Source organism: Rhodococcus sp. NPDC047139 (genome assembly GCF_040643435.1).
Lineage (GTDB): Bacteria > Actinomycetota > Actinomycetes > Mycobacteriales > Mycobacteriaceae > Rhodococcus.
In genome coordinates this window covers 1-20,539 of record NZ_JBEYUH010000024.1, presented here as the reverse complement: position 1 = coordinate 20,539, position 20,539 = coordinate 1, and the positions used below count along the sequence as shown (strand labels likewise).

Annotated in this window: 17 protein-coding genes; 5 read left to right on the top strand and 12 right to left on the bottom strand. The window is 70.5% G+C overall.

Annotation, left to right across the window (positions count from 1 at the left end; translation table 11 throughout):
- Positions 1 to 2: 2 nt before the first annotated feature.
- From ABZ789_RS21435 to ABZ789_RS21415, 5 genes are all read right to left on the bottom strand, one after another.
- A complete protein-coding gene (locus ABZ789_RS21435) occupies positions 3 to 1,688 on the bottom strand; it encodes a substrate-binding domain-containing protein (RefSeq protein ID WP_358428257.1) in 1,686 nt (561 codons plus the stop codon).
- Positions 1,689 to 1,881: 193 nt separating this feature from the next.
- Positions 1,882 to 4,065, bottom strand: a complete 2,184-nt coding sequence (locus ABZ789_RS21430) for a malate synthase G (RefSeq protein ID WP_358428254.1) — start codon at positions 4,063 to 4,065, stop codon at positions 1,882 to 1,884.
- Between the two features lie 66 nt (positions 4,066 to 4,131).
- A complete protein-coding gene (locus ABZ789_RS21425; RefSeq protein ID WP_358428251.1) occupies positions 4,132 to 5,085 on the bottom strand; it encodes a 3-methyladenine DNA glycosylase in 954 nt (317 codons plus the stop codon).
- Positions 5,082 to 6,215 (bottom strand): hemolysin family protein, encoded by a 1,134-nt coding sequence (locus ABZ789_RS21420; protein ID WP_358428248.1) that lies wholly within the window; start codon positions 6,213 to 6,215, stop codon positions 5,082 to 5,084. The genes ABZ789_RS21425 and ABZ789_RS21420 overlap by 4 nt, the downstream gene beginning before the upstream one ends.
- A complete protein-coding gene (locus tag ABZ789_RS21415) occupies positions 6,212 to 7,582 on the bottom strand; it encodes a hemolysin family protein (RefSeq protein ID WP_358428245.1) in 1,371 nt (456 codons plus the stop codon). The genes ABZ789_RS21420 and ABZ789_RS21415 overlap by 4 nt, the downstream gene beginning before the upstream one ends.
- Positions 7,583 to 7,893: 311 nt before the next feature.
- Here ABZ789_RS21415 and ABZ789_RS21410 point away from each other — a divergent pair, with 311 nt between their 5' ends.
- Complete coding sequence (locus ABZ789_RS21410) at positions 7,894 to 8,526, top strand: class I SAM-dependent methyltransferase (protein ID WP_358428338.1); 633 nt, start codon at positions 7,894 to 7,896, stop codon at positions 8,524 to 8,526.
- On the opposite strand, the gene ABZ789_RS21405 is transcribed toward ABZ789_RS21410, so the two are convergent.
- The 7 genes from ABZ789_RS21405 to ABZ789_RS21375 form a co-directional block, all read right to left on the bottom strand.
- On the bottom strand, positions 8,477 to 9,370 hold the full coding sequence (locus ABZ789_RS21405; protein ID WP_358428242.1) for a DMT family transporter: 894 nt from the start codon (positions 9,368 to 9,370) through the stop codon (positions 8,477 to 8,479). The two genes, ABZ789_RS21410 and ABZ789_RS21405, sit on opposite strands and share 50 nt — an antisense overlap.
- 4 nt (positions 9,371 to 9,374) lie before the next feature.
- Positions 9,375 to 10,826 carry an NADP-dependent phosphogluconate dehydrogenase gene (gndA, locus tag ABZ789_RS21400; protein ID WP_358428239.1) on the bottom strand — a complete coding sequence of 484 codons (1,452 nt, stop codon included), beginning with the start codon at positions 10,824 to 10,826 and terminating at the stop codon, positions 9,375 to 9,377.
- Between the two features lie 68 nt (positions 10,827 to 10,894).
- On the bottom strand, positions 10,895 to 11,845 hold the full coding sequence (locus tag ABZ789_RS21395) for a M56 family metallopeptidase (RefSeq protein ID WP_358428236.1): 951 nt from the start codon (positions 11,843 to 11,845) through the stop codon (positions 10,895 to 10,897).
- Positions 11,846 to 11,858: 13 nt separating this feature from the next.
- Positions 11,859 to 12,269, bottom strand: a complete 411-nt coding sequence (locus ABZ789_RS21390; protein WP_358428233.1) for a BlaI/MecI/CopY family transcriptional regulator — start codon at positions 12,267 to 12,269, stop codon at positions 11,859 to 11,861.
- A 77-nt stretch (positions 12,270 to 12,346) separates the two neighbouring features.
- Positions 12,347 to 13,192 carry an ABC transporter ATP-binding protein gene (locus ABZ789_RS21385; protein WP_358428230.1) on the bottom strand — a complete coding sequence of 282 codons (846 nt, stop codon included), beginning with the start codon at positions 13,190 to 13,192 and terminating at the stop codon, positions 12,347 to 12,349.
- Complete coding sequence (locus tag ABZ789_RS21380) at positions 13,189 to 14,328, bottom strand: iron chelate uptake ABC transporter family permease subunit (protein ID WP_358428227.1); 1,140 nt, start codon at positions 14,326 to 14,328, stop codon at positions 13,189 to 13,191. Before ABZ789_RS21380 ends, ABZ789_RS21385 begins: the two co-directional genes overlap by 4 nt.
- Positions 14,325 to 15,743, bottom strand: coding sequence for an iron ABC transporter permease (locus ABZ789_RS21375; protein ID WP_358428224.1), 1,419 nt, complete (start codon positions 15,741 to 15,743; stop codon positions 14,325 to 14,327). The genes ABZ789_RS21380 and ABZ789_RS21375 overlap by 4 nt, the downstream gene beginning before the upstream one ends.
- A 196-nt stretch (positions 15,744 to 15,939) precedes the next feature.
- On the opposite strand from ABZ789_RS21375, the gene ABZ789_RS21370 reads away from it, so the two are divergent.
- From ABZ789_RS21370 to ABZ789_RS21355, 4 genes are all read left to right on the top strand, one after another.
- A complete protein-coding gene (locus ABZ789_RS21370; protein WP_358428222.1) occupies positions 15,940 to 16,656 on the top strand; it encodes a hypothetical protein in 717 nt (238 codons plus the stop codon).
- A gap of 1,153 nt (positions 16,657 to 17,809) precedes the next feature.
- Complete coding sequence (locus ABZ789_RS21365) at positions 17,810 to 18,988, top strand: tyrosine-type recombinase/integrase (RefSeq protein ID WP_358428219.1); 1,179 nt, start codon at positions 17,810 to 17,812, stop codon at positions 18,986 to 18,988.
- A 4-nt stretch (positions 18,989 to 18,992) separates the two neighbouring features.
- Positions 18,993 to 20,006 (top strand): hypothetical protein, encoded by a 1,014-nt coding sequence (locus ABZ789_RS21360; RefSeq protein WP_358428216.1) that lies wholly within the window; start codon positions 18,993 to 18,995, stop codon positions 20,004 to 20,006.
- 352 nt (positions 20,007 to 20,358) lie between these two features.
- Positions 20,359 to 20,539: transposase (locus ABZ789_RS21355; protein ID WP_358428213.1), on the top strand; the 181-nt coding region annotated here is incomplete at its 3' end.

Genomic DNA, 20,539 nt, shown 5'->3' with positions numbered 1-20,539 from the left:
GGTCAGGAAGCCAGCTTTCGGAGGAGTTGGGAGAGTTCGGGGGCGTCGGACGGATCGATGGTGGTGACGCTGCCGTCGGTGAGTTCGGCGGCGCGCTCGAGGGTGGTGGTGTCGGTTACGTCGTTTCCGAGGACCACGACGTCGATGTGCACCGGGGTCTCGGGGGAGGACACTTCCTCGATCGTCGCGAGGAACTCTGCTGCGGCCGAGTCGTCGGGGTCGTCGCTTCCGATCACCGCGAGCACGGAGTTGGGTCGGGTCGGGTCGTAGTTGTCCACGGCGTCGCGGTAGGCGGCGGTGAGGGTGGCGTAGACGGGTTCGTCCTCGGTGAGGTCGATGTCGTCGAGGATGGTGGACAGCGCTGCACGTTTGGAGTCGGTGAGCCCGTCGCGGATGACAGCGACTCGATGCCCGGAGGGGGTGTCGTCGAAGACGTACATGCCCATCACGGAGTTGATGGATGCTCGCCGCATGGCCTCGCGCACGGCGTCGGCGGTGGCGCTCAACCGGGTACCGTCGCCGACTGCGGTGGCCATGGAGGTCGAGGTGTCGACGACCATGGTGATCTTGCGGGGGGTGACGGGGGCGAGGCGCAGCGCCGCGAGGACATCGTCGACTGTCGGATCGGCGGGGGCGAGGACGGTGGCGACGCGGGGAAGCGGCAGTTCTCCGGCGGGCTGCGGGACGGTGTCGGCGGTTCGGAAGCCGTGTGCGGTGAGGATGTCCGTCTGTTCGGGGCGCCGTGCGTAGTCGGTGAATTCGGCGGCGGCGCGGGCGAGGGTCTCGTCGACCCAGGGTGCGTCGATGGTGGCGGCGGGGAAGTCTGCGACGGGTGCGGCGCCGATGGGAAGGTGCCCGGTGAGGCCGCGGACCTGCCCATCGGTGAGGGCGTGGAGCAGTTGCTGCTCGACGACGGGCACGGCGTGGACCGGGGAATCGGTATCGGGGCGGGCGCCGAGCGCTGTGAGGGTGTCGCCGGTGGTGCCGATCGCTCCGAGAGTGTCGGCGCCGAGCGCGAGGGTACTCACGGCGGTGATCGCGGTGGGGGTGGCGGCCTGCTCGAGGGTGACGGGTCCGGTGCCGCTGCCGGTGACGCCGGCGGCGACCGCCTCGAGGGCGAGGGTGGTGGCGTGGGTGTCGGTGCCGGTGGGCAGCGCCAGTCCGAGGGTGCCCCAGACGTCGAGTCCGATGTCGCGCATGGCGGCGGGGTCGTTCTGGAGCCGGGGGAGGTCCTGCCAGCGGACGGTGGCGGCGGTGAGGGCGCGACCGAGGTCGGTGGGCACAGCGAGCACGATCGGGGAGGTGGCGAGGGAGCGGGGCTCGCCGTCGAGTGCGTCGGGGGCGCGGGCGGTGGTGCGGGTGTCGAGGGGGGCCCACAGGGCGGGTTCGGGGGACAGTCCGGTGTCCCAGGAGCCGGCGGCGAGGGCGGTGGCGGCTGCTGTGCTGTCGACGGCGGTGATCTCGGCGGTGATGCAGTGGTCGCGGATGACGCGGGGGGTCTCGGCTGTCCACTGTTCGGCGAGTTCGGTGAGGGCGGGGGCGATGAGGGGGTCGGCGGCGACGTGCAGGACGGCGTCGCCTTCGACGCAGGTTTCGGCGGCGGCGGTGGCCTGGCTGTCGATGTTCTCCCGCACACGGAACCAGCCGAGGACGGCGAGGAAGAGGAGTACTGCGCTGACGGCGATCACGATGACGCTTGTGCTGATCTTTCGTCGTCCGTTGCCGCGATGTCGCCCGCCCACGTCGTGTCCTGCCTCGTTTCGTTCGTCGATCCGATGGTCGAGTCTAGTGAGGGCCGGGGTGGGCTCCTTTCCGGCTGTGGGGTAGGAGACGGGAAGGGCCCCGATCCGGTGTGGATCGGGGCCCTTTCGTCGGTGCGGGTCAGGCGTACTTGGCCTTGTACTCGCGGCGACGGCGGTGCAGGATCGGCTCGGTGTAGCCGCTGGGCTGCGTGGTGCCTTCGAGGATGAGTTCCTTGGCGGCCTGGAAGGCGATGCTGTCGTCGAAGTTCGGGGCCATCGGCCGGTAGCCGCGGTCGCCTTCGTTCTGCCGGTCGACGACCGGTGCCATGCGCTCGAGGGAGGCGACGACGTCGTCGGCGGTGACGACGCCGTGGCGGATCCAGTTGGCGAGCAGTTGGCTGGAGATGCGCAGGGTGGCGCGGTCCTCCATCAGGGCGATGTCGTGGATGTCGGGGACCTTGGAGCAGCCGACGCCCTGGTCGATCCAGCGCACGACGTAGCCGAGGATGGACTGGCAGTTGTTGTCGAGTTCCTCGCGCTTCTCCGCGTCGGTCCAGTTCGGGTTCTCGGCGAGGGGGATGGTGAGGATGTCGTCGACGGTGGCGCGGCTGCGGCCCTTGAGGTCGTTCTGGACGGCGAAGACGTCGACCTCGTGGTAGTGGGTGGCGTGCAGGGTGGCGCCGGTCGGGGACGGGACCCAGGCGGTGTTGGCGCCGGCCTTGGGCTGGCCGATCTTCTGCTCGACCATGTCGCGCATGAGGTCGGTCATGGCCCACATGCCCTTGCCGATCTGGGCTTTGCCCTGCAGGCCGCAGGCGAGGCCGGTGTCGACGTTCCAGTCCTCGTAGGCGGCGATCCAGCGCTGCTGCTTCATGGCGGCCTTGCGGACGACCGGTCCGGCTTCCATGGAGGTGTGGATCTCGTCGCCGGTGCGGTCGAGGAAGCCGGTGTTGATGAACACGACGCGGTCGGCGGCGGCTTGGATGCAGGCGGCGAGGTTGACCGTGGTGCGGCGTTCCTCGTCCATGATGCCGACCTTGAGGGTGTTGGTGGGCAGGGAGAGGACTTCTTCGACGCGGCCGAACAGTTCGGTGGTGAAGGCGGATTCCTCGGGGCCGTGCTGCTTGGGCTTGACGATGTAGATCGAGCCGGTGCGGCTGTTGGCGAGCGGGCCGTGGGTGTCGTCGGTGTGCAGGCCGTGGATGGCGCACAGGCTGGTGACGAGGGCGTCGAGGATGCCTTCGGGCACTTCGTTGCCGTCGCGGTCGAGCACGGCGGGGTTGGTCATGAGGTGCCCGACGTTGCGGACGAACAGCAGGGAGCGACCGTGCAGTTCGAGGTCGTTTCCGTCGAGTGCGGTGTAGACGCGGTTGGGGTTGAGGCTGCGGGTGAGGGTCTTGCCGCCCTTGTCGAAGGATTCGGACAGGTCGCCGCGGTTGAGGCCGAGCCAGTTGCGGTAGCCGACGACCTTGTCGTCGGCGTCGACGGCGGCGACGGAGTCTTCGAAGTCCATGATGGTGGTGATGGCGGATTCGAGGACGACGTCCTTGATGCCGGCGGCGTCGGTGCTGCCGATGGGGGATTCGGGGTCGATCTGGATGTCGATGTGCAGGCCGTTGTTGCGCAGCAGCACCGAGGAGGGGCTGCCCTTGTCGCCGAGGTAGCCGACGAGCTTGTCGGGCTGGGCGAGTCCGGTGACGGTGCCGTCGGCGAGGGTGACCTGCAGTTCGGTGCCGTCGATGCGGTAGCCGGTGGCGTCGGCGTGCGAGCCGTTCGCGAGGGGAACGGCCTTGTCGAGGAAGTCGCGGGCCCAGGCGATGACCTTGTCGCCGCGCACCTTGTTGTAGCCGGTGCCCTTCTCGGCGCCGTCGTCCTCGGGGATGACGTCGGTGCCGTAGAGGGCGTCGTAGAGCGAGCCCCACCGCGCGTTGGAGGCGTTGAGGGCGAAGCGTGCGTTGAGTACGGGCACGACGAGCTGCGGGCCTGCGGTGTCGGCGATCTCGGTGTCGACGTTCTCGGTACCGATGGTGAACGGTTCGGGTGCCGGGACGAGGTAGCCGATCTCCTCGAGGAAGGCCTTGTAGGCGACGGGATCGTGGGGCTGCCCGGCGCGCTCGCGGTGCCAGCCGTCGATCTTGGCCTGGAGCTCGTCGCGCTTGGCGAGCAGTGCCCGGTTCTTGGGGGCGAGGTCGTGGATGATCTTGTCGGCGCCTGCCCAGAAGGTTTCGGCGTCGACCCCACTGCCGGGGATGGCCTCGTTGTTGACGAAGTCGTAGAGAACCTGCGCGATCTGAAGTCCGCCGACCTGCACGCGTTCTGTCATCACCCTCACTCTTTCCGGTTGCTGTGTGGCCGGAAACAGCCCGGCCGCACGGAATCGTCGATTATGTTACCCGCCAGTATTTTCGGGCGCAGTGGTTCTGTGCGCCTGCAGGGCGGTACATCGATTCACCAGCTCTTGTCTCAGAGCTGCGGCGCGACGGGTGAGCGCCGACTGCTCGCGGACGTACTGTGCGCGTCCGGCGGCAGTCTCGATCCTGATGGGCGAGTAGCCGTAGTCCTCGAGATCATACGGGCTCGCCCGCATGTCCAATTCACGGGCTGCGGCCGCGTGTCGCAGGCACCGGACCGTCAGCGCCGAATCGGTCAGCGGCAGCATCTTGTAGCACCACTTGTACAAGTCCATCCCCGCGTGCAGGCAGCCGGGCTGCTCGGTGCGGATCTGCTCGTCGCGGGTCAGCGCCTCGGCGTTGCGCGGGGCCGCCGCGGGGGTGAAGAACCGGAACGCATCGTAATGAGTGCATCGAAGCTGCATTGATTCCACCACGGCATCGGTGCCGGTGTGACCGAGCCGCAGCGGCACCGCCGCATGCCGCACTCCGTCGGCACCCGCCCGGTACACCATCGCCCATTCGTGCAGCCCGAAGCAGCCGAGCTGCGGGGCGCGGGAGGCGGTAGCGGCGAGCAGCCGCGCGACGAAGTCGACCGTGTCGGCGCGCCGGTCGAGCACCTCGCGGGCCACCCGCACCCCGGCGACCCCGTCGACCGCGACCCGTTCGTAACCGGGATGGTCGCGGTAGTCGCGGACCGCGCTCGCGCCGAGCAGCACGGTGCCGTAGCCGGGATGCCAGCGCCGCAGCTGGTTCGGCCGCAGGCTGTAGTAGGTGAACAGGAAGTCGTGCACCGGATGGGACCGCCCGGCGGCGCGCCGGGCCACATGTCCGGCGAGCAACTCGTCGACCGTCGCGTGATGGTGGTCGCGCCGCGCGGTCCACTCGGCTTCGGTCAGCACCTGCGGTCCGGGCAGCGGGGCAGGCGGGGCGGTGCGGAGGGGAAAGGTCATCGGTCTCGCTCGGTCGATCGGGGCGCGGTGGTGCGGGGGCGGTTGCCCAGCGGGTCCGCCACGCGGTGGGTGGCGTCGCGGACGGTCCCGACGAACTCTTCCACGAGGTCCTCGAGGGCGACGATGCCGCGCAGGGTTCCGGTGGTGTCGATCACTCCGGCCAGATGCGCGTTGGTGCGCTGCAGCACGGCCAGGGCCTCGTCGAAGCCGTCGCCGATGCCGATGGCCGGCAGCGGACGGATCACGGTGGCGGGGATGATGGTCTCCGGCCCGGTGGACGGTTCCCGGACGAGATCGAGCACGTCCTTGATGTGCACATAGCCGGTGATGGTGCCGTCGGGGCGGCGGGTGGGATACCGGGAGAATCCGGTCGCGGTGACCGCCTGCTCGACATCTCCGAGAGTGGGACCGGCCTCGGCGTCGTCCCGCACGGTCTCGGGCACGGTGCGGACCCGGGCGAGCGGGATCATCACATCGGCGACGGTGCGGTCGCTGGTGGCCAGGGCGCGGGTGAGGCGGCTGTGTTCCTCCTCGTCGAGCAGCCCTTCCGAGCGGGATTCACCGATCATCGCGGACAGTTCGACCGCGGACACCGAGCTGTCGAGTTCGTCCTTGGGGGTGATGCGCGCTGCCCGCAGGGTGGCGTTGGCGCACAGATTGAAGAAGGCGATGACCGGGCGGGCGGGGCGCATGAAGAGCAGATGGACGGGGACGAGCAGCATCGCGGCGCGTTCGGGTCCGGCGATGGCGATGTTCTTCGGCACCATCTCCCCGAGCAGGATGTGCAGGACCACCACGATGGTCAGGCCCAGGGTGAAGGCGATCGGATGCAGCAGCGCCTCGGGTACGCCGAGCGTGTGCAGGGGGACCTCGATCAGGTGCGCGATCGCCGGTTCGGCGACGCGGCCGAGCAGGATCGAGCAGATCGTGATGCCCAGCTGCGACCCGGCCAGCATCAGCGAGAGGTGTTCGCCGGCACGGATGACGGTGCGGGCGCGGCTCTTGCCCTGGGCGACGAGCGCTTCGAGCCGGTCGCGGCGCACGGTGATGAGGGAGAACTCGGCGCCGACGAAGAAGGCGTTGCCGGCGAGCAGCAGCACCGCGAAGACCAGCGCGTACCAGTCGTTCATCGCTGCTCACCGGCCTCGGGGTCGGTGGGATCTTCCTCCGCCGGGTCGGGAGCCTCACCGGGCACGAGCAGCACCCGCCCGATGCGGTGCCCGTCCATCTCGAGGACACGGGCGTACCAGGTGCGGTCGCGTTCGCCGCGGCGCAGCGGCAGCTGGATCTCGTCGTCGATCTCGGGGATGCGGCCGAGTTCGGTGAGGATCAGCCCGGCGAGGGTTTCGTATTCGCCGTCGGGGGCGTGGTAGCCGGTGAGCCGGGCCACCTCGTCGGTGCGCAGCAGGCCGCTGCACGACCAGCCGTCGCCGACGTGCCGGGCGTCGAGTTCGGTTTCGTCGTGTTCGTCGCGGACGTCGCCGACGATCTCTTCGACGAGGTCCTCCATGGTGATCAGGCCGGCGGTGCCCCCGTATTCGTCGACGACGAGGGCGACCTGCATGCCGTCGGAGCGCACCCGTTCCATGACGCTGTCGCCGTCGAGGGTGGACGGCACCGTGGGGACCCGGCGGGCCAGCGTGCCGACGGTGGTGGTGCCGCGCGCTGCGGCGGGCACGGTGAAGGCGTGTTTGACGTGCACCACGCCGAGGGGGGCGTCGAGGTCGCCGTCGACCACCGGGAACCGGGAGTACCCGGTGCGTGCGGACAGGTCGATCAGATCGAGCACGACGGCCTGCCGATCGAGGCTTTCGACGGTGCTGCGCGGGGTCATCAGATCCTCGGCGGTGCGGTCGCCGAACTGCAGCGACCGGTACACCAGGCGGGCGGTGTGTTCGTCGAGGGCGCCGCTGCGGGCGGAGGCGCGCACCAGCGAGCCGAGTTCCTGGGGGGAGCGCGCCGAGCGCAGTTCCTCGGCCGGTTCGATGCCGAGGCGTCGCACGACCCGGTTGGCGGCGCCGTTGAGGCCGAGGATCGCCCACCGGAACAGCAGCGAGAAGGCGAGTTGGAGTCCGGCGGTGGCGCGGGCGGTGGCCAGGGGCCGGGCGATGGCGATGTTCTTGGGGACGAGTTCGCCGAAGACCATCGAGAAGGAGGTGGCGATGAGCAGCGCGAGGATCAGCGAGACGGTTGCGGCGGCGGTGGTGCTCAGGCCGAGCGCGTCGAGCAGCGGGGTGAGGAAGCGGGCGAGGACGGGTTCGGCGAGATAGCCGGTGATCAGGGTGGTGATGGTGATGCCGAGTTGGGCGCCGGACAGTTGGAAGGACAGGGTGCGGTGGGCGTGCTGGACCTGGCGGGCGCGGCGGTCGTTCGGCTGGGCGTCGACGGTGCTGCGTTCGACGGCGGTGAGGGAGAACTCGGCGGCGACGAACAGGGCGGTGCCGGCGGTGAGGGCGACGAACCCGAGGAGGGCGGCGATGTCGAGCAGCACGGCCATCAGGATCGGTCCTGTCCGGTGGCGAGCAGGACGCGGTGGGGGCTCGGCCCGGTGGCGGAACCGTGCGGCCGACAGTCACAGTCCCGGCCGGAGCCGCCGGTGTCGGGTGATGGGGTGGCCGTGGGTGCCGTGGGCACCGGTGTCCTCTCGTCGGGGGTCCGGGTGCGGACGGTGTCCGTGGGCCCGGAGGCGGGTCGGCGGGTTCCGATTCTACTGACGGTGGGTGGGTGTGTCGCGGTGTGGACTGCGGCGCCGGGGAGGAGGGCGCCTACGGTGGTCGGGTGGATGTTGCCGACGACGAAGGAGTGCGGATGAGCGGCGGGGTTCCGGAAGGCGGGCGGGTGCCGAGCCTGTGGGAGGAGATGGTGGCACAGAATCCGGCGCATTCGTCGTGGTATGTCGAGCGCTTCCGCACCATGGTCGCCCGGGGGCAGGACACCGTGGGCGAGGCCCGCCTGATCGACGCGATGGTGCCGCGCGCCGCGCGGATCCTCGATGCGGGGTGCGGTCCGGGCCGGCTCGGCGGGTATCTGCACCGGGCCGGGCACACGGTGGTGGGCGTCGATGTGGATCCGGTGCTGATCGCGGCGGCGGAGGAGGATCATCCGGGGCCGAGGTGGCTGGTCGGTGATCTGGCCGAGCTGGATCTGCCTGCCCGCGGTGTCGCCGCGGACTTCGACGTGATCGTGTGCGCCGGCAATGTGATGACCTTCGTGGCGCCGTCGACCCGGGTGGCGGTGTTGCGCGCGTTCGCGGGGCATCTGGCGCCGCAGGGTCGGGTGGTGGTCGGCTTCGGGGCGGGCCGGGACTATCCCTTCGACCGGTTCTTCGCCGATGCGCAGGCGGCGGGGCTGGTGCCGGAGCTGCGGTTGTCGACCTGGGATCTGCGGCCGTTCAGCGACGACGCCGAGTTTCTGGTGGCGGTGTTGTCCCGGATTCCGTGACCGGTTCGGTGCCGGCGGCCTGTTGCCGGGACAGGGCGACGGTGGTGGCGAGCATCCCCGCGATGGCGGCGAGCACGAGCAGCAGTCGGGGGCCGTCGACGTGGAGTCGCTCGCCGAGCACGGTCATGCCGAGGAAGATCGCGGCGAGTGGTTCGCCGACGGTCAGCGCGGGCAGGGAGGCGGTGAGCGCCCCGGCCTGGAAGGCGAGTTGCTGCAGGTAGACCGCGGCGGCACCGGCGACGATCAGCGTCCAGCTCTGCCACGAGCCGAGCACGGCGGACAGGCCGCGGGCGAACAGGTCGGTGACGTGTTTGGTGAACGCGGCGGTGACCCCGTAGAGGATGCCGCCGGCGGTGCCGAACGCCAGGGCGCGCAACCCGGGGGCGACGACGGCGGCGACGATGGTGGCGCCGGTGACGGCGACGACGATGCCCAGGGGCAGCGCCCAGGCGGCCGCGGCCGGGTCGCCGCTGCCCGCGGTGGGGTTGCCGACGATCAGGAACACCGCCAGCGCGACGCACAGGCCGGCGGCGAGCAACCAGGTGGTGCGGGTGATGCGATGTCCGCCGGTGGCGGCGGCCATGGGTAGGGCGAACAGCAGCGAGGTCACCAGCAGCGGTTGGACGAGCAGCACGGAGCCGAACGCCAGGGCGGCGATCTGCAGCAGATAGCTGCCGCCGTCACCGCCGATGCCGGCCCACCAGCGGGGGCTGCGCAGCACCCCGCCGATCAGCGAGTCGGAGGTGGACACGGCGGCCGCCGAGCGCTGCTGGGCGACGCTGCCGACGGCGATGAGCACGGCGGCGGCGAGCGCGCAGGCGACGGCGACCGCCGTGCCCGTCACCGGGTCAGGCCTCGATCTCGGTGCGGTCCCCGCTCCACAGGGTGTGGAACTTGCCGGGGCGGTCGATGCGCTCGTAGGTGTGGGCACCGAAGTAGTCGCGTTGGCCCTGGGTGAGGGCGGCGGGCAGCCGGTCGGCGCGCAGCCCGTCGTAGTAGGACAGCGACGACGCGAAGGCCGGGATCGGGATGCCGAGTTCGGTGGCGGTGACCACGACGCGCCGCCAGCTGTCGATGCCCATCTCGATGGCGTCGCGGAAGTACGGCGCGAGGATCAGGCTGGGCAGTTCGGGATCGGCGTCGTAGGCCTCTTTGATGCGGTTGAGGAACTGGGCGCGGATGATGCAGCCGCCGCGCCAGATGGTGGCCAGGGCGGCGCGGTCGACGTTCCAGCCGTATTCGGCGCTGCCGGCGGCGATCTGGTCGAAGCCCTGGGCGTAGGCGACGATCTTCGATGCGTAGAGGGCGGCGCGGATGTCCTCGGTGAACTGGGCGGCGTCGGTCGGGGCGGCGCCGAGGGTGCCGGCGGCGAGGCCGCCGGCGGCGGCGCGTTGGGTGCGGGAGCCGGACAGGGCGCGGGCGAAGACGGCTTCGGCGATGCCGGTGACGGGCACCCCGAGGTCGAGGGCGGCCTTGACGGTCCAGCGGCCGGTGCCCTTCTGTTCGGCGGCGTCGACGATGACGTCGACGAGGGGTTTGCCGGTGGCGGCGTCGGTCTGGCGCAGTACCTCGGCGGTGATCTCGATGAGGTACGACTCGAGGGTGCCGGTGTTCCATTCGGCGAAGACGTCGGCGATCTGCCCGGCGTCGTAACCGAGGGCGTTGCGCAGCAGGTGGTAGGCCTCGCCGATGAGCTGCATGTCGGCGTACTCGATGCCGTTGTGCACCATCTTCACGAAGTGGCCGGCGCCGTCGGGGCCGATGTGGGTGCAGCAGGGGGTGCCGTCGACCTGGGCGGCGATGGTCTCGAGCATCGGGCCGAGGGCTTCGTAGGATTCGGTGGGGCCGCCGGGCATGATCGACGGGCCGTTGAGGGCGCCTTCCTCGCCGCCGGAGATGCCGGCGCCGACGAAGTGCAGGCCGCGGGCGCGCAGGGCGGCTTCGCGGCGGATGGTGTCGGTGTAGAGGGCGTTGCCGCCGTCGATGATGATGTCACCGGGTTCCATGGCGTCGGCGAGTTCGTCGATGACCGCGTCGGTGGCGTCGCCGGCCTTGACCATGATCAGGACGCGGCGGGGTTTTTCGAGGGCGGCGACGAATTCGTCGATGGTTTCGGTGCGGACGAAGGTGCCGTCGTCGCCGTGCTCGGCGAGCAACGCGTCGGTCTTGGCGATGCTGCGGTTGTGGAGGGCGACGGTGTAGCCGTGGCGGGCGAAGTTGCGGGCGATGTTCGAGCCCATCACGGCCAGTCCGGTCACGCCGATCTGGGCCTGTGGTGTTTCGGTGCGTTCGACGGTCATGGTGACAGCTTCCCCCGAAACCGGGTCCGATCGAAATCGGGGGGCGGCGAGAAACCCGGGGTGGGGGGTCAGAGACCGAGTAGGAGTGACAGTTCGGTCAGCCAGGGCACGGCGACGGCGATGGTGGGCACGATCAGGATCGCGGCGGCGGCGGTGTAGGCGGCGACGGAGATCCCGAGGTGGGGGCCGGGTCCGGTGAGCCGTTCGACGCGCAGCACGGTGGTGGGCCCGCCCACGGCGAGGGCGCCGGTGGGGGTGTGGGCGCCGGCGCAGGCGACGAGGGCGCGGGCCAGCGGGGCGGGACCGGTGAGGCGGACCGCGGAGTCGTCGGCGAGCAGCTCGACGAGCAGTTTCACGGAGCCGAGCGCCGAACCGGAGCGCACGATGCGGGGGAAGGCCTCGTAGACGGCGGTGAAGGCCTCGAGGATGAGGTCGTGGCGGGCCCGCAGGTGGGAGTGTTCGTGGCGCAGGATCGCGCGCAGTTCGTCGTGGCCGAGGTTGTCGAGGGTGCCTTCGCTGAGTACGACGCGGTGCCGCAGCCCGGGCAGGCAGTAGGCGATGGGGTCGGCGGTGTCGAGGATGCGCACGTGCGGGTGGCGGCGGACGGCGGCGCCGCTGTCGCGCTGGTCGAGCAGGTCGACGAGCATGCGGTGACGGGCGCGGCGCCGGCGGGTGCGCACCGCCACCCGCAGTACCGAGAAGGTCAGGCGGGCACCGATGAACACGGTGAGGGCGAACACGACGATGTAGGTCAGCCACAGCGGCAGGCCGAGGGCCTCGATCTCCTCGAGGGGTCCGGTGGTGGGGCGGCCGTCGGCGCCGGGGGCGAGCAGGCGACTGGCGATGGCCAGCCCGCAGCTGAACGCGGAGAGCACCGCTGCCAGGGCCACGGACTGCCACAGCACCAGGGCAGCCCGGGGGTTGCGGTGCGGCCAGCGGGCGCGGGCGAGCAGCGCCGGCACCGGACCGGCGAGGAGAAGCGCTGTGGTTCCGAAGAACAGCGCCGCGGTCGCGTTCATGGCATCGAGTGTGTCAGCCGGCCCGCTCGGTGTCGTGGCCGGTGTGCTCGCCGCCGTGCTGGGCTTCGAGTTTGGCCAGCGCGGCGCGCAGGGCGGCGGCTTCGTCGGCGCCGACCCGGCCGACGAAGTGGACGAGGGCAGCGGCGCGGCCGGCGGTCTCGTCGGCCTGGTCGAGGGCGTCGACCATCAGGCTGGCGACGAGTTCGTCACGGCCGTGCACGGGCAGGTAGCGGTGGGCGCGGTCGTCGCGTTGCTGAATGACGAGATTCTTCTTGGCGAGGCGCTGCAGCACCGTCATGACGGTGGTGTAGGCGAGGTTGCGTCGGGTGGACAATGCTTCGTGGACCTGCCGGACCGTCTGCGGTTCGGGGGTGGACCACAGGTGGTCCATCACTGCGCGTTCGAGTTCGCCGAGTGCTGCCATGGGTCGATTCTACGGACTCCTCCGACGAATGGGCGTACTACCCCCGGTCGTAGGGTCTGACCTGGGCGGGACCATCGTCACGCCCGGTCGGGACCTCCGGCCGTGCCGTACACGTGCCGGGTGCCGATGGGCACGATCAGCGGCCGATCGGACACCGGATCGTCGATGACCGAGGCGTCGAGGTCGAAGACCTCCCGGAGCAGGTCGACGGAGATCACGTCGGCGGGGGCGCCGGAGGCGACGACCCGGCCGTCGCGCATCACCACCAGGTGGTCGCTGTAGCGCACGGCGAGGTTGAGATCGTGCAGCACCATCACCACGGTGCGGCCGAGTTCGCTGTGCAACCGGTCGACGAGGTCGAGGACCTCTACCGAATGAGCCAGGTCGAGATAGGTGGTGGGTTCGTCGAGCAGCAGGATGTCGGTGCCCTGCGCGAGCGCCATGGAGATCCAGGCGCGTTGGCGTTGCCCGCCGGACAGCTCGTCGAGGGGCCGGTCGGCGAGATCGGCGATGCCGGTGCGTTCGAGGGCGAGAGCGACCTCGTCCTCGTCGTCGGCGGACCACTGCCGGAACCAGGACTGGTGGGGGTGGCGGCCGCGGGAGACGAGGTCGGCGACGGTGAGACCTTCGGGGGCGACGGGTGCCTGCGGCAGCATGCCGAGGATCCGGGCGACCTCGCGGGTGCGCATGGTGGTGATGTCGCGGCCGTCGAGCAGGACGGTGCCGGTGCGGGGGGCGAGCAACCGGCTCAACGCCCGCAGCAGGGTGGATTTGCCGCAGCCGTTGGGGCCGATGACGGTGGTGACGACCCCGGTGGGGATGGACAGGTCCAGGTCGTCGACGATGAGCCGCTGGCCGTAGCCGAGGCTGATGTGCTCGGCGACCAGCCGCGGCGGCGCGGCGGGTACGTGCGTGTCGGTCATCGTGACACCTTTCGGTTGGCGCGCACCAGCAGGTACAGCAGGAAGGGACCGCCGAGGGCGGAGGTGACCAGGCCGACCGGAAGCGGCACGGGCAGGATGGTGCGGGCGATCAGGTCGGCGGCGACGACGAACAACGCGCCGGTCAGGGCGGAGGCGACGATCGGCGGGCCGGCCGCGCCGACGAGCCGCACCGCGATCTGCGGGGCCGCGAGGGCGACGAAGCCGATGGGTCCGGCGGCGGCGGTGGCGACCGCGGCGAGGGCGCACGCGGCGATGAGCAGCAGCGCCTGCTGGGTCTGCAGCCGCACCCCGAGCGAGCGGGCCGTCTCGTCACCCAGGCGCAGCGCGCCGACGGTGAACGAGGCGGTCGCGGCCCAGCCGCCGACGAGCAGCAAGGTGACGGCGGCGGGCACCACCTGAGTCCACGAGGCCCCGTTGAGCGAGCCGGTCAGCCACACCTGGGCGCGGGTGACGTCGTTGATGTCGGCGGAGACGAGCATCCACTGGGTCAGCGCGATGAGCATGGCGTTGACCCCGATGCCGATGAGCACCAGCCGGAACCCGTCGGCGCCGCGCCGCCACGCGAGCAGGTAGATGACGGCGGCGGTGAGCAGCGCCCCGAGCAGCGCCGACAGCGGCAGGCCGAGGGTGGCGAGCAGCCCGACGATCGACCCGCTGCTGGTGGCGACGATCAGGGCGACCGCCGCGGCCGAGGCGCCGGCGGTGATACCGAGGATGTCGGGGCTGGCCAGGGCGTTGCGGGAGACGGACTGGGTGATGGCACCGGAGACGGCCAGGGCGGCGCCGACGACGAGGGCGGCGACCCCGCGGGGCAGGCGCAGCTCGAACACGATGAACCGTTCGGGGCGGTCCCCGCCACCGAGCAGCACCTCGGCGACCTGCAGGGGACTGAGCGGATAGTCGCCGCGGCCGAGGGAGATGCACAGCAGCACCACGATCGCGACGATCAGCAGTGCGCACACGAGCACCGGGCGGGGCCGCCACACCACCGACAGCGAGCCGAGCCGGAAGGCGGGCCGGCCCGGCACCCGGGTGCTGACCTGGACGGGAGAGCGGCGGCGTCCGGATCCCGGCGGGCGGTCCGCGTCGAGGGCGGTGGTCGACGAGTCGGTCACAGGGCCACCAGCTTCCGGCGACGGACGAGGGCGATGAAGAAGGGCGCCCCGATGAGGGCGAGGACGATTCCGACCTGCAGTTCGCCGGGGCGCACCACGATGCGGCCGATCACGTCGGCGAGGACGAGCAGCACCCCGCCGAGCAACCCGGCATAGGGCACGAGCCACCGATAGTCCGGGCCGGTCACCGCGCGGGCGATGTGCGGGACGATCAACCCGACGAAGGCGATGGGGCCGCAGGCGGCGGTGGCGGCACCGGTGAGCACGGTGATCGCGGCGATGCCGATCACCCGGGTGGTGACCACATTGGTGCCGAGGGAGCGGGCCACGTCCTCACCGAGACTGAGCAGGTTCAGCGCCGGGGTGGAGGCGAGGGCGACGAGCACGCCGACGACGATGAACGGCAGCACCTGCCAGAAGACGTCCATGCCGCGGCCGGCGACGGAACCGACCACCCAGAAGCGGTAGCCGTCGAGGCTGGTCTGGTCGAGCAGCACGACGGTCTGGATCATCGCCTGCAGGAAGAAGGCCACGGCGGCGCCGGCGAGTGCGAGGCTCAGCGGACTGGAGCGGCCGTTGCCGATGGAGGCGAAGCCGAACACGACGATGCTGGCGAGCGCGGATCCGGCGAAGGCGAACCACAGATACTGCGCCGGGGTGGCGAGGCCGAACAGGTAGATCGACAGCACCACGAGGAAGGCGGCGCCGGCGTTGATGCCGAGCAGGCCGGCGTCGGCGAGGGGATTGCGGGTGTGGCCCTGGATGAGGGCGCCGGCGACGCCGAGGGCGGTACCGACCAGCAGTGCCAGCAGGGTGCGGGGGATGCGCAGCGAGTGCACGATCACGTCGGTGTCGGAGCCGTCGTTGACGAACAGCGCGTGGTAGACCTCGGCGAAATTCATCGGGCGGGCGCCGATGGCGATGCTGGCGAGGGCGCCGAGCACGAGCAGCACGGTCAGCGCGGCCAGGCCGAGCAGACGCCGCCGGCGCAGCGCCGCGATGCTGGTGTCGGCGGCGAGCGGGGTGAAGCCGTCGTGGTCGGCGTGCCGGGCGGTGACCAGTTCGGTGCCGCGGCGCAGCAGGGCGCGGCGGGTGCCGACCGGGCCGGTGGTGGCCGGGTCGCGCAGGACGAGACCGGTGAACTGCAGGCCCAGGCTCTGCCCCGTGCGGCCGGCGCGGTGGCCGTGGTTCCACCACAGCAGCCCAGCGGCGGCGACCAGGGCGGCGCCTCCGAAGACGATGCGGTCGGTCTGGCCGCCGCCGTTGACGTCGGCGAGGGTGTCGACCAGCAGCGCCCCGATGAGCAGGGGCACGCCGAGGAGCGCGAGATCGCACAGTGCGGCGGTGATCCGACGGCCCGGGCGGGGCGGGGAGGTCGGATCGGCGTCCGGTGGGGTGTGCGGGGTGACGGTCACGGGCGCGGGGTGCTCCTCGGGGAAGGCGGCGGTGTGGTTCGGGTCGTCGCGGATCGTGGGGAGGGCGAAAGCATTCGGAGTTAGGTTACGGAATCCTATGTGCCGGGGGGAGGGGGGATGGGGTTGCGCGCCCCACGCCCGGATGCAATGGTTAGGCTTACCTAATCAAGTCCGGTTGTCGATCTGGAGGTGTCGGATGACGACGCTGCTGCTCCCGCCCACGGAGGCACCCGTCCGTCCGTTCGAGGACACGCGCGCCAGGCTGCGCGCACTGGCCGCGGGAGCGCCCCGCGTATACGCGGTGGCCTGCGTCGACGAAGAACCCCGCCGCCGCTGGTGGTTCCTCGGCGGTGCGGAACGACAGCAGCGCCTCGAGACGCTCTACGAACGAGCCCTGCTCGACACCGGCGAGCCGCGCATCGCCGTCGAACAGGTCGCCGCCGCCCTCGTCCACGCCGTCGTCGGCCGCGTGCTCGCCCCATTCGCGCTCGAGGGCCGCGTCTGGGATCCGGGACTGGACAACCTGTGGCTGCACCAGGACAGCGACGGCTGCATCGACTGGGCCGGGATCGCCGACGACACCCTGCGGGTGCTGCCCGACGACCGGGCCGCCGCCGATCGGCGCGTGGTGGTGCTGCCCTGCGAACGGGCGATGGCGGTGTGGACCGCGCACCGTGCGGCCACCGCCCTCGACACCGTCCATGCGGCACTGCGGCGGCACGCCCCGCTCGGGCACTACCGGTTCTGGGGGATCGTCGGGCGCACGATCGTCACCGGCGCCGCGCAACTGCCGGTGCTCGGCGGCGCGTCGCGGCGCACCGCCGCGCGCCGCGGCCAGGTGCTGCTCGACGCCTTCGTCGCTGCAGGTCGTCCCGTCCGAGGCCTTGCCGGATTAGGGCAGCCTTCCCTATAATCGAACGTGTTCCGACTGCCGGACCGCAACGGAGTCCTGAGGGCTGCAGTGACTCCCGGTCCATTCCCGCGGCGGGCCTCACCTTCGGGTGAGGCCCGCCGTCGTGTCTGCGACGACTCCGGCGTTCCCGGTTCGGATGTGGCTGCGTGGATCCGGTCCTGTCACCTGCCGTCGACGTAAGCACGATTGATGATCTGTCTCGGGCCACACCGTATCTCGGCGGAGACCTGCTCGCCGCCGCCGAATCCGGCGGCCGTGCCGAAGTCCGGCCCAATGCCGACTGGCAGCAGCGGGCGGCGGCGAGGACCGCGGGGACGACGAACGACTCGCCGAACTCAACGGCATGCCGGCCGTGACAAGGTGCTGGCCTTTCTGTCCGACTACGTGCGGGACTTCGTGCCGGTACTCCCGAACCCTGGTGTCGGAGGGTGGTATCCGTGACGATGACCGCCTCAACGCTGGCCAAAGCGCGAGGTCGGACTCACCAGATCATCGACGGTGGAGCAGGTACGCGACTACCGGGAGGGCTCGTGCGCAGGCGGAACGGAGCCCTCCCTTGGCCTTTCGGATGTCTGTCAGGAGGGGCCGGACAAGTATGCGTTGATGAGACCTCGTACAGACGTCAGGAACAACTCCCACGGGGTGTAGAAAACCGGCCGGGAGAAGCCTGAGGAGGGGTGGTCGGAAATCGCCTGGTCGATGTCGATGTACACCGTAGCCTCCTCTGTGTATTGCGATCGTCGGTGCGCCTCCCCGACGTCCGGAGTTCGCCCGGACCGGTCATGGTCGTTACGGCCGCAGGGAGAAAACACCGGCAAACGCCCTGGTGGACAAGGATATTTCCTCCGTTCGGACGAAGAGCGCCCGCGGTGGCGGGGTCGGCACGTGGATGTGGGAAACCGCAGTTCGGTCGCTGGCAGGCGTAGATCATCCCGCCCGGTCGTGTCGGCTCCGTCTTGTTGATCTTCACCACCTCTCGATCACGCTAATAACCGGGCAAATCGGGTGTACGCGAGCCCGGGGATCGAGTCGCTCGTCGTCTGTGCAGGACCGGTGCCGATAATTGACATTAGCGCACCATCACCGCCGAAACCCCTGTTGAACGCGTTTTCCTGCTCAAGAGCGTCGGTGCGGACGGGTAGGCTCCGTGTTCGTGCCCGACGACCTGATCATGAGCCGCCCCGACGACGTGTCCGTGCTTGTCCCGACCTCGTCGGACCAGGCTGCGCCGTCCGTGCCAGCTCTTCCGACTGAGATCCTTGAGCAGGTGGTCGGGACGGCGGGGCGGTCGCGGTCCGAGTCGACCCGGCGGAACTATGCCGCGGACTCGGCCCGGTTCACCGCCTGGTGCGGGCGGGAAGGTCATGCGGCGTTGCCGGCGCATCCCTTGACGGTCGCCGCCTATCTCCTCGACGCGGCGTCGACGGTGACGCAGGCGGGGGAGCGGGCCTACTCCCCGGCCACCCTGGCCCGCTGGGTCGCCGGGCTCGGCTTCCACCACCGCCGCGCCGGCCATCCCGCCCCCGGGGCGGACGAATTGGTCACCGCGACCCTGTCCGGGATCCGCCGCGACTACGCGACGGCGGGGGAGCGACCCCGCACCCCGCGGGCACCGCTGCTCACCGCCGACATCGTCACCATCGTCGAGACGATGCGCGCCGACACCGACAGTTGGGCCGCGGAGGTCCTCGAACGCCGCGACAGTGCGATCCTGCTGCTCGGCTTCGCCGGCGCGTTCCGGCGCAGCGAACTCGTCGCCCTCACCTGCAGCGACGTGTCCTTGCATCGGCTCGACGGGCTGCACATCCGCCTGCGCAAGTCCAAAACCGATCAGGAAGGGCGGGGGAGTATCCGGGCCCTGCCGTTCACCCACAGTCATGCGAGTTGCCCGCCGTGTGCGTGGCTGCGGTGGGCCCAGGTTGTCGCCGCCTCCGACTCCGGGGGCCGGCCCGCCGTCATCCGCCTGCTCCGCACCGCCGAACCCTTCGAGGCGCACGTGTGCCGCGGTGTGCGTCCCCGCATGGTCCCGGCGTCGCCCCTGTTGCGGTCGATCCGTAAGAACGGCAATCTCTCCGACACCGCGTTGTCGGGAGCGGCAGTACACAAGGCGATCCGCCGCCGGGCCGAGCAGGCCGGCTACGACCCCGACATCGTCAAACAGCTGGGTGGGCATTCGTTGCGGGCCGGGTTCGTCACCCAGGCCTTCCGCAACGGCGCGAGCGCCCACGCGATCATGCGCCAGACCGGGCACAGCACCCCTGCCATGCTGGAAACCTACGCCCGTGAACACGCCCCGCTCATTGGCAACGCGGTCACGAATCTGGGGTTGTGACGCGATGACCCACGCGGATCGGAAGGTTTACGGCCACGCCGAGATTCAGGATGCCGTTCTGGGTCTACGCATCCCGGCGCGTTACCGGCACGACTGGGCATTGTTCGCCGACTGGTGTGCGGCCGCCGACCATCGGGCCATCCCCGCCGCACCCGAAACCCTGGCACTGTTCCTATACGAACACCCGGCCGCGGTCGCGACGCAGCGACGCCGACTCTCGGCGATCAACGCCGTCCACACCCGCCACGGCTACCCGCCCTCGGGGAGGACCGAGACCGTGCGCCGGCATCTCGATGCCACTCGTGCTCAGCGCCTCGATCGGCTCAGACGGTTACTGCTGCAGCGAGCTGTCGAGCTACCCACCACCGGCTGGCCGAGCGGACTGTTCGGCCGCCGCGACGCCTTACTCCTGCTCCTCGCCGCCACCGGCATGACCTTCACCGACCTCACCCGCCTGCGGCGCCGCGACATCCGCCTCGACGGCGACACCTTCGTGGCCACGACCCGCGCTGGTGAACGCTTCCGGCTCGCGCCGGATCCCGAGACCGGGGACAATCCCGCGGGCGAGATCTACTTGCGGTGGGCGGAGGTTCAGGCGTTTCTCGACCAGTATCCGGGCACTCATCTGCTGCGCCATCACCTCACCGACCCGGTCGAGATCATCGCGGATCCGCTCGATGCGGAGCAGGCCCGCCAGCCGTTGCTGTGTCCGATCGACCGGTGGGGACACCTTCCGTACGCGCAATCGATGACCCCGCAGTCGGTGTCGGTGCTGGTGCGGGCACACCTGTCCGGCCGGGCCCCGATGCGTCAGGCACTGCCCGTTCCCCTCCAGGACGACGTTGATACCGGGGGCGAACCGGAGATCGAACTCGATCCCGGTTACTACGAGCGCGGCATCGCTGCCCGCAGCCGCGATCACGAGGCACTCGAAGACCTCGCCGATGTCTTCGACGAGATCGAAGCCTGCACCGATGCGCTCCTCGAGAACCTGATGGGAGTGCTGGAGAGGCTGTGAGTAGCAGGAGCTCGAGAATGCCATGCAGCGCGGTGTGCCTGCGGCATTCAACTAGGCGTTACGCGCGGCGTCACCGTTGCGGACTCCGTCGTCGAAGACATCGGCGTCAGGTGCGGCGTAGGAACCCTCGTCTTCGGCTGCCTGGGCCCGTCTTACGGCAACGACACCACCGTCCAACCCGCAACTTCATACCCTCTGTTGCACTCCGTATCCGGCAGAGCCGCTAGGGCATGTTTCAAAAGTGATCTTGAACCGCGTTTCCGTCAGAAGGAGTGTCGCAGTCGTTGAATGAGTGAGGCCTCCGGTATCTGGGTTTAGCGACCAAGCAAAACCTGGATATCTCGGAGACCTCGTGCCCAGCGTAGCGGTAGCGGGGCGAGCGGACCTGACCGACGTGCAATGGGCGCGTCTGGCTCCGCTGCTGCCTTGCGTGTCGAAGATCGGCCGTCCACCGAAGTGGCCGAAACGCCAGCTCATCGACGGGATCCGCTGGCGCATTCGCGTCGGCGCCCCGTGGCGGGACGTCCCGGACC